Here is a 15,186-nt window from a genome sequence, read left to right on the forward strand (position 1 = left end):
ACAAGAAAAAAGACGAAAGAAATAAAAGTGGAAAACCTTAACAATAATCTGTCATCCGAAATAAGCTAGACTGCAGCATAGAGATTACTTCACTCTGTTCGTAATGACGTTTTATGGATAATTAGAGTATACCGCGAGCTTTAATTTCCAGGTATTTATTAATAGTTTTAATGCTTAATTCTTCGGGTTTGGTAAGTAAAGTATTTATCCCGTGCTGCCTTAGTTCGGCTGCCATTAGTTTTTTATCGTGCGCAAAACTTTCGGCGATAACCTGGTGAGCCATATCGGTAGTATTATCTGGATTGCTGGCTATAATTTTGTCCAGCTCGGTATTTTCAAAGAAGATCACCACCAATACGTGTTTTTTGTTGATCGCTTTTAAATAGGGAAGCTGCCTTTTTAAAGCCGAAATATGCTCAAAATTGGTATATAACATCAGCAAACTACGCTGTGTAATCCTTTGTCGCAAATTACTGTAAAGCATATTAAAATCTGAATCCGGAAATTGCGTGTTGATATTATACAAACGCTCCATAATTTGTTGTAACTGACTTAGTTTTGCATTGGCCTTAAGGATGTTTTCGATCTTAGCTGAAAACGAAATCAGGCCTACTTTGTCTTTTTTCCTGAGTGCAATATTGGAAAAGGCAAGGCTGCTGTTAATCGCATAATCCAGTAAACTCAAGCCATTAAAAGGCATTTTCATCACTCGGCCGGTATCTATTATAGAATAGATGGGTTGCGCCTTTTCATCCTGAAACTGGTTAACCATAAGATCGCCCTGTTTGGCGGTTGCTTTCCAGTTTATGGTTCGCACATCGTCTCCCGGAACGTATTCTTTAATTTGCTCAAACTCCATGGTATGACCAATTCTTCGAATTTTCTTCAAACCGGGTTGCGATAAGCGATTATCTATGGCCAGAAAATCCAGTTTTTTCATTTGGATAAAGGAAGGATATACTTTCAGCATTTGTTGATCACCAAAAACCGACCGTCTTTTTACCAGTCCTATTTTTGTAAAAACGTAAATATTTAGTTTTCCGAAGAAATATTCACCTCGTGCCACAGGCCGCAAATAATAGCTGAATTTTTCAGTAGCATCGGCACCAATTTTCAATTGTTTTAAAAAATTCCTTTTCTGAAATTGCACGGGAATTTCATCTATAATTTCGGTATAAATCGGGAATTTATATTTATTCTCCAGGATAATTTCCACTTCATTTTCATCGGAATTCGAGAATTTCTGCGGAAGAATTCTTTCAGCATTTATTCGGCTACTTTTATAGAGACTTACTAAATCAACGATAAATAGAATTAGCAGAATCAGGCTTAAAGCCCAGGTAAATCCGTACAGCAAATTAAAAAAATAGGAGAACAGAAAGAGTAGGGCGATGCCGAAGATCGCATAGAAAAACCGCTGGTTTAGATATAAAGATTTAAAAAATTTGAGCACTAACGGGGAATTTCTACAGATTGCGAGATCATTTCTATCACTTCTTTGGCGGTAATCCCTTCCATTTCCCGATCAGGACTAATAATCAGTCGGTGGGCCAGAACAGGGTTTAAAGCTTTTTTAATGTCTTCAGGAATTACAAAATCCCTTCCTTTAATTGCGGCAAATGCTTTGGAAGCATTCATCACCGCGATAGAAGCACGGGGAGAAGCACCAAGGTAAACATGGGAGTGATTACGGGTTTTACCCACAATGCTGGCAATGTAGTGCATCAATTTTTCTTCAACGATAATTTCCTGAATCTGGTTTTTTAACTCGTTTAGATTCTCAGGATTCAAAACTGCCTCAATTTGCGAAACGGGAAGCACACCTTTGCGCTGGTGATGTGTTTTTAAAATATCTACCTCGTCTTCAAGACTTGGATAGTCCACTTGAATTTTAAATAAAAACCTATCTAGCTGGGCTTCGGGTAAGGCATAAGTTCCTTCCTGTTCAATGGGATTTTGCGTTGCCAGGACCATAAATGGTGATTCAAGATCGTGTTGCACCCCGTCTATAGTGACTTGACGCTCTTCCATTACCTCAAACAAAGCCGCCTGGGTTTTGGCAGGGGCGCGGTTAATTTCGTCTATCAGGATGATATTAGAAAAAATAGGACCTGGTTTAAATTCAAATTCTCCTTTTTGAGCATTTAATACCGATGTACCCAATACATCACTAGGCATTAGATCTGGCGTAAATTGAATTCGACTAAAATTGGTGTCCAGGCTTTTGGCGAATAGTTTTGCGGTTAAGGTTTTAGCAACGCCAGGCACGCCTTCAATTAAAACGTGACCATTAGAAAGAAGGCCGGCGATCAATAACTCTACAAAATCAGTTTGACCAACAATTACTTTGGCAAGCTGGTTTTTTAATCTAGACACTGCTTCTTTTAGGTCGTCTAAGGGAATGCGACTATCAAAATCCAGCGATTCGGTTTCTTTATTTTCGTGGTTTTCCATCGGAATGTGATTTAAAATTATTTATTGCCTCTGAAAGTTCGTGAAACTCGCTTTTCCCGGCATTAGTATTGTTTGAAATTTTCTCCATTTTAGCAAAAAGCTCCTTTCCCGAAGCTAAACTATTTCCAGTTTTTGCAGCCAGTAAGTTATGGAATTCTTCGTCTATGGTTTTGGTAGAAATTTTATAATGAATCCTGATATATTCTAAAAACAAATTGATTTTCTGCGTGATCAATTCTGCGTATTCCTTCTCTTCTAAATAGAGGTCACCGACAGTTTTTGCGTATTCATAACTCTGATTTTTTAAAGTTTTTACTACCGGAATGGCCCGTTGCTTTCTTTTTCCTTCAAAAATAATGAACAAAATACTACCGGCCAGCAAGAAATAGTACGCCCATTTAAGTCGGTTGTCACTGAGTAAAATATAAAGCGGAGAGGAATAAAATGTTTTCCCGGCCTTATAGTAATTATCCAAAAAAACCGGGTTTTCTTTATTTATGTAAGCCAGGATATTTTCAGCGTATTCAAAATTCTGGTCAGTTAGTAAAAAGTAATTCCCATAAGCTTCCGGGGTGTTATGTAGGTATATCTTCCCTTCCCCAAAATTTGATCTTATAAAATTAGGACGACTATTTTTATCATCCCCCTGAATATTTATCTCTCCCAGGACTTCAATTTCGGCACTATCTTTTTGATGAAAGTAAAGTGAAGAAAACTCATTTTTAAACTGAAAATCGGTTTTAGTTTTTAAGCCTGAATTTATAAAATTCACTTGTGGTTTTGAGCTAAGGTCGTTTTTTGGAATAAAAACTTTGGTTTCCAGTTGAAGTGTATCTAATAAAGCCGGACTAATACCTCTTGCAGAAACAAACAATTCATTTCCTTTAGCCACCCATGCAAGCAGCCTATCCAATTCGTCTGGATCAAAATTCACTGCATTGTTCAGAAAGAAATAAGTGCCATTTCCCAGGCTATCAGAAAGTTTTTCGAAGGGTGGGATGCCAATTTCTTCAAACTCCCAGTTTCCGGTATTTTTCCAGCTTTCATAAAAAACAAAACTTCCCAGCGGAATTTTGTCATTGCTTATATAACTGGGAGTCCAATTTACCGGTTCTGGTTCTGTGGCTTCCAGGTAGGTGAGGAAAATTACCAGGAGCAGGAAAAAACCGAAGAATAATTTTGATGTTTTACCCATTATTTTCGGTTTTCAGCTTGTTTTCCATTTGGGTAAATTCCCGGTGTACTTTTGTAAAACGTTCTTTTGAAAGTTCAAAATCTCCATACCAGATAAAATCATAAAGTCGGGTGATCTTGGTGAACTGATTTTTTATTTCAGTTTCATTTATTTCATTGATATAATCTTCATTTGTTTTTTCAAATCTATACGAAATGTGTTCTTTTTGATCCAGCAAACGCAGGCTTTTTAGATACAAATATCTAACGCCCAGACGATAATTTTCTTCGCGTATAGCTTCTTCAATTAAAGAAGAAATATCTGCTGATTTTACAATGTCCTCTTCTTTTTTAAGATTTACTTTTCCTGTAATGGGTTCAGCCATCGCAGCATTTCCGGGGTTTAATCTAATAAAAAGCCAGGTGATTAATCCCAGCACTAAAATTAGAAAAACGTAAGGTAAGGCCGAGAGAACAGCACTCCAAAAAGCGTTGGTGTGATAATCACCAAAAAGCCATTGTAAAAAGGCATTCCATTTAAGGTTTATCCATCGCTTTAAGCGCGTCCACCAGGAATCTTCTTCAATTTTTTCTAAATAATTAAAAGCTTTTTCAGTTTTATAATCTTCAATCTCTTTAACATCAAAATCAGCTTTTTCCAGGATTTCTTCAGGGGAATTCTGAATAACTTCCGTAGAATCAGTAATGGCTTGATGCTGCGGAATCAAATTTCCGAAGAAAATAAAACTGAAAAAAAGTAAGATTTTGATCATTAATTGTTTTTACCCAGGTTTTCAATGCTTTCGTAGGCGCCGGTAAAATATTTTATTTCGTTCAGGTTGTAATACACCAAGGCAACCCCAATTGGCGTAATAGCATAAAGTAGATATTGAACCGCAGATGCAATAATGGTTAAAGTAAGATAAACCCAATCAAACATACCGGCCACATCGGCTGCTGAAGCTGAACTTTCTTCTATTATAGTAAACATTTTTATAAAGGTGTAAATAAGCACCGGCAGTTGGAAAATAAGGCTGATGATATAGACGATGAGCCAGATTAGGAAAAGGCTTATAAAACTCATCCACCAATTGTCTTTTACCAGGTGAAAACCTTCAGAAATACTTCCGCCAATACTGTCATTTTTAAAAACAAGTACCGCAGCCGCAATACTAAGTGGAACACTCAGGTAAATACCTGGAAGTATAAAAATTATAATTCCTGCGAAAATTAAGATCCAGGTGATGGCGCCAAGGCCAAACATTTTCCCTAAATCTTTTTTTACTCCTTCTTTAACTTCCTGGTGGCTGGCGTCCCCATCATTACTTACATAAGATTTTATAAAATGAAAAGCTGCAACATTCATCACCGAAAAATATAGAAGCAGGCCAATCATTAACAAACCAAACCCAATAAAAAAACCGCCGTCCTGGCTAAACATTAGCGAGTTTCCTACTGTTGTATAAGAATAATAGGCCACGGCAGCGATTAACAGTAAAAATGCCGGCCATGCAATCTTAATTACGCTTGTGAAATACGCTTTATAATTTTCACGTATAAATTTAAACGTATAACTAATAATATCACCCAGCTCCCGCTGCTGCTTAAAATCAATATAATCCTGCTTCATGAATTTGTTGTTTTTTATGTAGAAATATGGGGTAAAATATATAGTAAAATAAAATGAGTGCTAAAGAGCTGCCAATAATTAAAATCGCCAGCCAGTCGGGCATTTGGGTTTGTCTGGTTACAAAACCTTCCAGAAATCCCGCAAGAATAAAAAACGGAATGGTACTAATCACAATTTTAAGTCCGTTTTTAACTCCTTTTACAAATGAAGTCAGCCGGGTGTAAGTGCCGGGAAAAAGTATGCTTTTCCCAACCACAAGTCCTGCGCAACCTGCGATAATTATTACTGAAATTTCTATGGTTCCGTGAATCCAAATGGTTCTTGCAGATTCCCATAGTAAGCCCTGATCGTAAAAAAAATATTGAAAAGATCCCAGCATCACTGCGTTTTGCATTAAGATAAATACAGTTCCAATTCCGGCAAGGATTCCCATGCTGAAAGCCATTAAAGAAACCCGAATATTATTAATAGTAATTCCCAGGAACATATCGGTTTCGGCCATTTTTTTATAGACGGCCATAGGATCGCCTTCAGCAATATTCTGCAAAGTCATATTCACATAAGCGTCGCCTAAAATACTTCTCACAAAAGTATGATCTGATGCTGCTGAAAAAGCACCAGCTGCAGAAAAAAGAGCGAAAATCAGAAAGCTGAGCAGTAATTGTTTCTGAAAATTATAGAAGAACAACGGAAATTCCTTAGTAAAAAAAGTGATAAACCGGTTTTGTGATTCCTTTTTATTCTTATAAATCTGTTGATGTGCTGATGCCGCTAATTGATTTAAATAGGTGGTGGTATTGCTCTTAGGATAAAAGGTCCTGGAATAGCTTAAATGGTCGCTAATTTCAATATAAATATTAGAGAGTTGCGCTGGCCGCAGGTTATTTTTATTTTGAAGCAGGCTTTCAAACTTAAGCCATTTATCCTTATTTTGCTTCACAAAAGCAGCCTCTCGCATGGTGATTTCTATTATGACTCAAAGAAACAGATTAAATGGATAATTTTCAAATTGAAACCGCTCAAAATATAAGTATTAATCAGAATGTTGCGAGCGTAGGCGATCGTATCCTGGCTTTTGTCGTAGATGTATTTATTATTGGGTTATACGTAGTGATAAGTTCCCTGGCTCTTGCAGGTACCGGGCTGGATGCGGCAGGGCAGTGGGTGTATTACCTTGTTATGGGGTTGCCTTCCCTGCTTTATTATCTACTGTGGGAAAGTTTATATAATGGCCAAACCCCTGGAAAGGCGGCTTTACAAATTAGGGTTGTGAAATTAGACGGCAGCAGGCCGGCTTTTGCTGAATATTTAATCAGGTGGTTATTGCGCTTTATTGATATCTCTATTAGTAGCGGAGCTATTGCGGTGGTTACTATTTTATTAAACGGAAAAGGACAGCGTCTGGGTGATTTGGCCGCTAAAACTACCGTGATTTCTGAAAAACCAAGGACTAATTTAAACCGAAGCCTGGCAGTAGATGTACCTGAAGGTTATCAGCCCAAATACCCACAGGTTAGCGTTCTAAAAGATGCCGATGTGCAGGATATTAAAAATCTTTATCAAACCGCGAAGAGAAGTCATAATCACCGGCTTATTTTATCGCTTTCAGAAAAACTATCAGAATTACTGGAAACAGAACCCGAAGAATCGCCTATGGAATTTATCCAGCAGGTGATTACCGATTATAATTACTACACCCAGCGTGCTTAATCCCTCACTGAGGGTTTATTTCCCCGAGGCTTGCCTAGAAATTATAAATAGTTTTCCGATTCCAACCTCGTGGCTTACCCAGAGGTTCTGATTTAGTTAATTATTTCAACATCCATTTCCACGTTGTCTATCGGCCATTCAGACTGGCCGGTCTCCACCTGTGCAATTTTCTGGGCTACATCCATTCCTTTGGTAACACGTCCAAAAACAGTGTGGTCGTTATTTAAATGTGGGGTTCCGTTTTCTTTGATAACGATAAAAAATTCGAAAGGCGAAGAAGCTTTACTCACGTTTTGCTCGCTGTATTTTGCAGCTGAAAAAGCTCCGTAGGTATGTTTATGGCCTGCATCAAACTCACTTGGAATTAGATAGCTGCCAATTTTAGAACGTTTTCGGGGGGTCGCCGCATTATCTGAATTTCCGCCCTGTATCACAAACCCAGGAGCTACACGGTGGAAAAAGGTGCTATTAAAATAACCTTCTTTTACCAACATTATAAAATTAGCACGGTGCAGGGGAGTGTTCCGGTAAAGTTCTACCTCAATATTTCCGAAACTGGTAAGAATCCTAACCCGTGTTTCAGGATTTTCTTTACCGTATTGAGTTAAAAAAGGGATCAATTCTTCCTGCGCAATAGGAAACTCCTCGTTGCTTTGAATCGAATCGCTTTGGTAAGATACTTCTTCAGCTTTACTATATTTCGCCTTTAGGGAATCTAATTTAGAAGTTTTCTGGGTAATTTCTTCTTTATCTGAAGCCTTTTCCAAAGCGTTTTTACTGGAAGATTCCTTATCTTCACAACTTGCGAAAAAGAGAACCAGGGTAAAATAAAAGATAGAAAGCGAGATTTTCATGGATTTTCAGGATTTTAAAGACAGGATACCAAAATTAAAAAAAATTGTCCTTCCGGGAGAAAAGGCGCATCATAAATTAGTGCCGGGTAACCGACTTGCAGAAATGCGAAATCTCGATATTGATAGTCTTAAGCCGAATAAGGCAGGTGTTATGGCTGTTTTTTATCCAGATAATTTCGGGAAAACATATTTAGTCTTAATTTTAAGAAAAACCTATAAAGGCGTCCATTCTAATCAAATTGGATTTCCCGGCGGTCGCATAGAACCTGAAGATGAAAACCTAAAACAAACAGCTTTACGGGAAACTGAGGAGGAAGTTGGAATTCCGAGGAATGATATAGAGGTAATAAGGGAACTAACCCGTTTGTATATTCCTCCGAGTAATTTCTGGGTGCAACCTTATTTGGGTTTACTGGAAGAAACCCCGGTTTTAACTCCGCAGGAAAGTGAGGTAGAGCGAATTTTAGAAGTAGATTTAGATCATTTTCTAGATCATTCTAATTTTATAAATCAGGAATTAAGTACGAGTTATGCAAGTAAAATGATTGTGCCGGCATTTAAGTTGAACGAACAAATCGTATGGGGGGCTACGGGGATGATGTTGAGTGAAATACGGGAAATCTTTAGAAAAAGCTTTTGAAAACTAAGAATTACTATATTTGCCCGGCTTAAATTTTAAGGATTGTTCAATACGCTGGGGAACTGTGGGTATACTGATCAGTAAGAATTGAAATTAAAACTATGGGATTATTTAAAAGAAATCCGTTTGGACATATTTTATTTCTGAAAAAGTGGCTTATCCGTATTTTCGGATTATTGACCCATCGCCGTTATCGTGGCTATAATGAATTGAGTATTGAAGGCTCTGATATCATTAAAAACCTTCCCGATACCAACGTGCTTTTTGTTTCCAATCATCAAACCTATTTTGCCGATGTAACCGCAATGTTCCACGTTTTTAACGCCAGCCTTAGCGGAAGGGTAGATTCAATTAAAAACATAGGCTATATCTGGCAGCCAAAACTTAATGTTTATTATGTAGCGGCCAAAGAAACGATGAACGCCGGTTTGCTTTCCAGGATTATGGCTTATGCGGGAGCCGTTAGTGTAGAAAGAACCTGGCGCGCAAAAGGTGAAGAAGTTGAGCGAAAGGTAAATCCAGACGATACCAAAAATATTGGAATGGCTTTGGAAGACGGCTGGGTAATTACTTTCCCGCAAGGAACTACTAAGCCTTTTAAACCCATTAGAAAGGGGACAGCACATATAATCAAACAATACAAACCGGTAGTTATTCCTATTGTTATCGATGGTTTTAGGCGCTCTTTTGATAAAAAAGGGATCAGGATCAAGAAACGCGGTATTTTGCAAACTATGCAAATTAAAGAACCGCTGGAAATAGATTACGAAAATGAATCTATTGAAGATATTGTAAGTAAACTGGAATATGCTATAGAACAGCACTCTTCTTTCCTAAAAGTCATCCCTTCTGAAGCGATAGATGATATGGAAGAGTTAAATAAGAGAAGGGAATATTAGCATATAACCCGGAATCTCAAAAAACAAACATTTGCAACCCAAGCGCTATTTTTACCTTATTAAAGTTCAGTATTTAGGTTACCGTTTACACGGCTGGCAAAAGCAGCCCAATGTAAAAACGGTTGAAGAACTCATTACAAAAACTCTGCGATATGTGATGCCTACTGAAAAATTTAAAATTTTAGGCACGAGTAGGACCGATGCTATGGTTTCAGCCCAGGAATCGGCTTTTGAGCTGTTTTTGGATTACGAACCGCTTTCAGATTTAGATGAATTTTTAAAGGAATTTAATCTAAATTTACCCCAGGATATCAGAGCACTTTCAATTACTGAAGTAGATTCGAAATTCAATATAATTCAACATTCAAAACTTAAGGAATATGCTTACTTATTTAGTTTTGGAGAAAAAAATCATCCATTTTGCGCACCTTTAATGGCCAATTTTCAGTTTGATCTTGATATTGAATTGATGAAAAAAGGAGCTAAACTTTTTGAAGGAAAACACCAGTTTCGAAACTACTGCGTGCGGGTTTCGGAGAACAGTACTTTTGAACGGGAGATCGTTAAATCTGAATTAATCGAAAACACTGAAATCACTGCCAGCTTTTTTCCGAAGCAATCTTATATTTTTCATATTCACAGCGCCGGATTTTTAAGGCACCAGGTTCGGTTAATGATGGGTGCTTTGTTACAACTGGGTAAAGGAGAACTGAGTTTGCAAGATTTGGAAAACAGCTTAAAGCCCGGTGTAGAAATGCAAATGGATTATATAGTACCGGCTTCTGGATTGCTCCTGAATAAGATTGGGCTGGAGGATTTTTAAGCCTAAAGTTTTTATTTAGTTCAGTATTTCCTGATTTCCTGCAAGGTTTTAGAAACCTTGTAGGTTTGGTTAATTTTTCAACCTTCAATAAATTTCATTATCCATATATAGAAGCCACAAAGACTTAAATAATATTAGTGAATTCGTGGCTTAATTTGGAAACCGTAATAAAGGGCTAAGATTATTAAAATTTTTCATTGTGAAAATACTGGAGATTCAATTAACTTTTGCTTCTTCTTTTTCCAAAACAGCCAGGACCAGCCTGATGGTGCCATAATCTATTGCCTCTTCAAAATGCTCAAAATATACTTTTAATCCTTCAGGATTTTCGAGTTCAACTTTTGCCTTTTCAATAGCTTCAAAATCAGATTTTGAAATATATTTCATTGGTTCCACAGCTTTATTTTCGGCATATAATTTTGCCAAATGCGAAAAAATGGTTGTGATGGCAAGCTCCCGTTTTTTAGCGATTTCTTCCAGACTTAAACCTTCGTTTAATAGTTCAAGGGTAGCTTTGTAAGTATTCGCTTTTTTGCGTTTTTTGGTAGTTCTTTTTTGTTTGCTGAAAGCGATGATTTCTTTGATAAATTCATACCCGTAATCCTGCATTTTTTGTCTTCCCACACCGTTGATTTGTAGAAATTCATCATCGGTCATCGGGCGGGATTTTTCCATCTCTTTTAGCGTGGCATCATTAAAGATGAGGTAAGCCGGAATTTCTTCTTCTCTCGCAATTTTTAACCTTAATTGCCTTAATTTCTCAAATAGGGAATTGTCTGAAGTCTTTTCTGCAATTTCAGTTTCTTCCCGGCGTTTGATCTTTTTACGATCGGGAACTTCAGCCAGCTGAACTTTTTCACCTTCAAAAAGTACATTTTTTGCCAGTGCCGTAAGTTGCAAATTATTCCCCCGGTGAAATGCGATTTCTACATAACCCAGATTGATAAGCTGAATAATATACTGCTGCCAGTGATGCCAGGAAATATCTTTTCCAATTCCAAAGGTTTTGATTTGCTGATAGTTTTTGCTGAAAACAGCTTCATTCTGTGAACCGCGAAGTACATCTATAACCAGAGTAATCGGTTCGTTTTCTTTTAGCCTAAAGATGCAGGAAAGCGCTTTTTGCGCGATGATGGTCCCGTCAAAAAACTGCGGCGGATTCTTACAAATATCGCAATTGCCACAATCTTCCTGTTTTAATTCTCCAAAATAGCTCAGCAGGATTTTTCGCCGGCAACTTAAAGCTTCTGAATATTGTTTCATCCGGTCCAGTTTCGCCAGCTGTACTTCTTCGTTTCCTGAATTTGAAGCGAATTTTTGCAGCTGCACCACATCTGCATAACTATGGAAAAGCATGGTATCTGAAGGTAAACCATCCCTCCCGGCGCGACCAATTTCCTGGTAATAGCCTTCCAGGTTTTTGGGCATGTTATAATGAATTACCCAGCGAATATTAGATTTATCGATTCCCATCCCAAAAGCGATAGTGGCACAAATAATCTTTGAATTATCGTTGATAAAATTATCCTGAATTTCAATTCGTTTCTCTGCCGGTAAACCCGCGTGATAGGCTTCAGCTTCAAAACCTTTGCGTTGCAGTTTTTCAGCGATTTCTTCGGTATTTTTTCTGCTTAGGCAATAAATAATTCCGCTTTCTTTTTTTCGGTTCTTAACGAAATTAGTGATTTGTTCAAAGCGTTTAATTCCCGGACGAACGTCAAGACTAAGGTTTTTCCTGTCGAAAGAAGCGATGTGTTTTTCGGCATTGGGAATATTCAATTGCCTGCAAATATCTTCGCGAGTTGCTTTATCGGCCGTGGCGGTTAACGCGATCATTGGAGTAGTGGGAAAGCGGTTTTTTAAATACCCCAATTGTGTATAGGCCGGCCTAAAATCGTGGCCCCAGCTGGAAATACAATGTGCTTCATCTACTGCGATCAAACTTATTTTGCCATCGCTCATAAAACGGTCTACAAACTGTAAACTTTCAGGAGCAACATAAAGTAATTTTAATTCTTTGGAATCAATTTTTTTAAAGATTTCCTGCTGCTGGCTTTCAGTTTGGCTACTATTCAAAAATGCCGCAGAAACACCGTTTGCGGTAAGCCCGTCTACCTGGTCTTTCATTAAAGCGATAAGCGGAGAAATCACCAGGGTGATTTCTGGAAGTAGAATTGCGGGAAGCTGATAACAGATTGATTTTCCACCACCGGTGGGCATAATAACCAGGTTGTCTTTTCCTGCAAAGACCGAGTCGATGATCTTCTTTTGAAGTGGTCTGAAACTATCAAATCCAAAATATTCTTTAAGCGTATGTAAAACCCTGGTATTTTCCATAGCTGCAAAGTTAGGGCAAAGTGACAATTCACAAACCCTAATGCGTTTAAAATATGGGAAAACACCTATTTTCTGATGAACCAGTCGATTCTTAATTCAAAATTATAATCGCCCGGTTTCAGGATAGATTTATTTAATTTAAGATTTAAAGATCGTAAGCCACATAAGCTTGATTTATTACTCTAAAGTCAGAATTTTCATCGGTTACATTTTCAAAAGCCTGATAATCTATCCATACAAAGCCGTTTTCACCCCAGCTTTCTCCCCAGGAGTTTACAAGCTTAAAAGCGCTTACTTCGTCATCAAAACCAACCACTAACATGGCGTGACAGGTTACGTCATTATAATCTACCGTGTGTTCGCGGTAAGCACTTATACCAAATCTATCAGTAACCCCAAACTCGGGAGAAAGTACAGCGCCTATGATAATAGGTTGTTGCTGGGTTAGCAGGGTTTTCATTTCGGCAATCATATTATCACCGCTTAAAGCTTTGTAATCGGCTATCCTGGCATCGGCTGCGGATTCAATAACAGCTTCATCCGGTTGGGTTTCGCATTCATTTTCGGTATACGGGAAAAGTTCTAATGCTGCAACTCCCTGTTCTTCAATTAAAGCAAGGGTTTCAGTAATGGAAGTGCTGCCACACTCATCGGTTGTGAGCTGGTTATAAGTATATGAGGGACTAAAAATAGTCGCTTCAGAATAAGGCAATCCTGTTTCAATTTTTTCCTGAAAAGATTTCATATAGTAAGTGATGGCCCAGGAAGTACAGGAACCCAATTCACCCTGGTCGCCTACCGGTGGGAGATTTTCTGAAAGATCAAAAGCTGCCGGTAAAGTATCAGGAACAACCAGCCCTTCCAGTAAATTTTCAGTGTCTATACTGTACTGTCCGGTGCCGGTGCATTCAAGTCCGGTGGAATATACCTCGCCATCTTCAGAAACAAATTGATTTTCGTTTTCTTGTGGAACCGCGGGATTATTGGGGCGGCCATCGGGATTTAGATCGTCCCTGTCGGAATAACATCCTGCCAGGCTCAAAAGGAGCGACATCAGGAAAATTTGAATTTTTTTCATAGCAATTTGGAGTGTTTTAATTCTAAATATTTCAGAAAGAAATTGGTATCAATTTATTGATACGGAATTTTTTCTAAAAACCTTTCAACATATAACAGCAAAAAACATACTAATTATGTCTCCATTATTGAAATATTGCATATTTAATTAATAAGCTCACTGGAATAAAAAGAAATTAGTGGCTACAATAGAAAAAACGTACATTTGCAGCCGCAAAAAATATATACTATGAAAGCCGGAATTGTAGGATTACCAAACGTAGGAAAATCAACGCTTTTTAATTGTCTTTCTAATGCAAAGGCACAGAGCGCGAATTTCCCTTTTTGTACCATTGAGCCTAATGTTGGAGTGGTGAATGTGCCAGATTCAAGATTGGAGCGATTGGAAAGTTTGGTTAAACCTGAAAAAGTACAACCGGCCACTGTAGAGATCGTAGATATTGCGGGCCTTGTAAAAGGTGCAAGCAAAGGCGAGGGTCTTGGAAACCAGTTTTTGGGAAATATTCGGGAAACCGATGCGATCCTGCATGTTTTGCGTTGTTTTGAGAACGACAATATTGTGCACGTAGATGGTTCTATAGATCCTATTCGGGATAAGGAAACCATAGATATGGAACTTCAGTTAAAAGATCTGGAAACTGCAGAGAAGAAACTTGAAAAAGTGAAACGCGCTTCCAGAACTGGAAATAAAGAAGCTCAAAAAGAGGAAGCCGCATTAGTAAAAGTGAAAGAAGGTTTGGAAGCCGGAAAATCGGTTAGGGCGCTAGATCTTACCGATGATGAAAGAAAGGAATTTATAAAACCATTGCAGTTTATTACCGATAAACCGGTAATGTATGTTTGTAATGTAGATGAAGGTTCAGCGGTAAACGGCAATGCTCACGTAGATAGGGTAAGGGAATCGGTAATAGATGAAGGGGCCGAGGTTCTGGTTCTTGCCGTGGGAACTGAAGCCGATATTACCGAGCTTGACGATTATGAAGAACGCCAGATGTTTCTTCAGGATATTGGTCTGGAAGAACCCGGAGCTGCAAAACTTATTAGAGGAGCGTATAATCTTCTAAATCTTCAAACTTATTTTACTGCAGGAGTTAAGGAAGTACGTGCCTGGACTATTCCTGTAGGATCAACCGCACCACAGGCTGCCGGTGTGATCCATACCGATTTTGAAAAAGGATTTATTCGTGCCGAGGTTATTGCTTATGAAGATTTTGATCACTTTGGAAGCGAAGCTAAGGTAAAAGAAGCCGGGAAAATGAGGGTTGAAGGAAAAGAGTATATTGTTAAAGATGGTGATGTAATGCACTTTAGGTTTAATGTGTAAACCTCCTTTTTTAAGATAATTTTGTTTTTTTTTGTACTTATCTATTCAGATTTAACTAAAATTAAAATTTTACTTAAATTTTTAGAAATAGTTTATCATATGTGTTAGGCTTAGCTTTTATTTATTTTCTAATTTTATTCACTAGTGTCCGGTAAAAAAAATAAACCGGGCTAGCAATTTGAACACTAACCCGGTATGTCTACTTTTGAGTTACGACACAAAAAAGCTAGACATGGGTAAAAGTAAGGATTTTAACGGACAGCCG

Annotated in this window: 14 protein-coding genes; 5 read left to right on the forward strand and 9 right to left on the reverse strand. The window is 38.0% G+C overall.

All coding sequences use genetic code 11. The annotated features are described in order from the left end of the window. Positions 1-121: 121 nt before the first annotated feature. The 6 genes from LB467_RS16415 to LB467_RS16440 are packed head-to-tail and all read right to left on the reverse strand — an operon-like array spanning position 122 to position 6,215. Positions 122-1,453, reverse strand: a complete 1,332-nt coding sequence (locus LB467_RS16415) for a DUF58 domain-containing protein (protein WP_224475137.1) — start codon at positions 1,451-1,453, stop codon at positions 122-124. Next, positions 1,453-2,454, reverse strand: coding sequence for an AAA family ATPase (locus LB467_RS16420; RefSeq protein WP_224475138.1), 1,002 nt, complete (start codon positions 2,452-2,454; stop codon positions 1,453-1,455). Before LB467_RS16420 ends, LB467_RS16415 begins: the two co-directional genes overlap by 1 nt. Next, the gene (locus tag LB467_RS16425) at positions 2,435-3,649 is read right to left on the reverse strand and encodes a DUF4350 domain-containing protein (protein WP_224475139.1); all 1,215 of its coding nucleotides are present in this window, start codon (positions 3,647-3,649) and stop codon (positions 2,435-2,437) included. Before LB467_RS16425 ends, LB467_RS16420 begins: the two co-directional genes overlap by 20 nt. Next, the gene (locus tag LB467_RS16430) at positions 3,642-4,400 is read right to left on the reverse strand and encodes a DUF4129 domain-containing protein (protein ID WP_224475140.1); all 759 of its coding nucleotides are present in this window, start codon (positions 4,398-4,400) and stop codon (positions 3,642-3,644) included. The genes LB467_RS16425 and LB467_RS16430 overlap by 8 nt, the downstream gene beginning before the upstream one ends. Then, complete coding sequence (locus tag LB467_RS16435; protein WP_224475141.1) at positions 4,400-5,257, reverse strand: hypothetical protein; 858 nt, start codon at positions 5,255-5,257, stop codon at positions 4,400-4,402. Before LB467_RS16435 ends, LB467_RS16430 begins: the two co-directional genes overlap by 1 nt. Next, a complete protein-coding gene (locus LB467_RS16440; RefSeq protein ID WP_224475142.1) occupies positions 5,238-6,215 on the reverse strand; it encodes a stage II sporulation protein M in 978 nt (325 codons plus the stop codon). The genes LB467_RS16435 and LB467_RS16440 overlap by 20 nt, the downstream gene beginning before the upstream one ends. Positions 6,216-6,250: 35 nt before the next feature. On the opposite strand from LB467_RS16440, the gene LB467_RS16445 reads away from it, so the two are divergent. After that, positions 6,251-6,967 carry an RDD family protein gene (locus LB467_RS16445; protein ID WP_224475143.1) on the forward strand — a complete coding sequence of 239 codons (717 nt, stop codon included), beginning with the start codon at positions 6,251-6,253 and terminating at the stop codon, positions 6,965-6,967. A 92-nt stretch (positions 6,968-7,059) separates the two neighbouring features. Here the strand turns inward: LB467_RS16445 and LB467_RS16450 are convergent, their stop codons facing one another. After that, on the reverse strand, positions 7,060-7,821 hold the full coding sequence (locus LB467_RS16450; protein ID WP_224475144.1) for a peptidylprolyl isomerase: 762 nt from the start codon (positions 7,819-7,821) through the stop codon (positions 7,060-7,062). Between LB467_RS16450 and LB467_RS16455 the strand changes: the two genes are divergently transcribed. The 3 genes from LB467_RS16455 (at position 7,820) to LB467_RS16465 (ending at position 10,183) form a co-directional block, all read left to right on the forward strand. Next, the gene (locus tag LB467_RS16455) at positions 7,820-8,461 is read left to right on the forward strand and encodes an NUDIX hydrolase (RefSeq protein ID WP_224475145.1); all 642 of its coding nucleotides are present in this window, start codon (positions 7,820-7,822) and stop codon (positions 8,459-8,461) included. The genes LB467_RS16450 and LB467_RS16455 overlap by 2 nt on opposite strands. 101 nt (positions 8,462-8,562) lie before the next feature. Continuing rightward, complete coding sequence (locus LB467_RS16460; protein WP_224475146.1) at positions 8,563-9,360, forward strand: lysophospholipid acyltransferase family protein; 798 nt, start codon at positions 8,563-8,565, stop codon at positions 9,358-9,360. Positions 9,361-9,391: 31 nt separating this feature from the next. Then, positions 9,392-10,183 carry a tRNA pseudouridine synthase A gene (locus LB467_RS16465; protein ID WP_224475147.1) on the forward strand — a complete coding sequence of 264 codons (792 nt, stop codon included), beginning with the start codon at positions 9,392-9,394 and terminating at the stop codon, positions 10,181-10,183. Between the two features lie 216 nt (positions 10,184-10,399). Here the strand turns inward: LB467_RS16465 and recQ are convergent, their stop codons facing one another. Together recQ and LB467_RS16475 are read right to left on the reverse strand one after the other, a co-directional pair. Continuing rightward, positions 10,400-12,520, reverse strand: coding sequence for a DNA helicase RecQ (gene recQ / locus LB467_RS16470; RefSeq protein WP_224475148.1), 2,121 nt, complete (start codon positions 12,518-12,520; stop codon positions 10,400-10,402). Positions 12,521-12,665: 145 nt separating this feature from the next. After that, positions 12,666-13,598, reverse strand: a complete 933-nt coding sequence (locus LB467_RS16475; RefSeq protein WP_224475149.1) for a C1 family peptidase — start codon at positions 13,596-13,598, stop codon at positions 12,666-12,668. 228 nt (positions 13,599-13,826) lie between these two features. On the opposite strand from LB467_RS16475, the gene ychF reads away from it, so the two are divergent. Continuing rightward, the gene (gene ychF / locus LB467_RS16480) at positions 13,827-14,921 is read left to right on the forward strand and encodes a redox-regulated ATPase YchF (protein WP_224475150.1); all 1,095 of its coding nucleotides are present in this window, start codon (positions 13,827-13,829) and stop codon (positions 14,919-14,921) included. Positions 14,922-15,186 lie beyond the last annotated feature (265 nt).

It is taken from the genome of Salegentibacter tibetensis (assembly GCF_020164485.1).
Taxonomy (GTDB): domain Bacteria; phylum Bacteroidota; class Bacteroidia; order Flavobacteriales; family Flavobacteriaceae; genus Salegentibacter; species Salegentibacter tibetensis.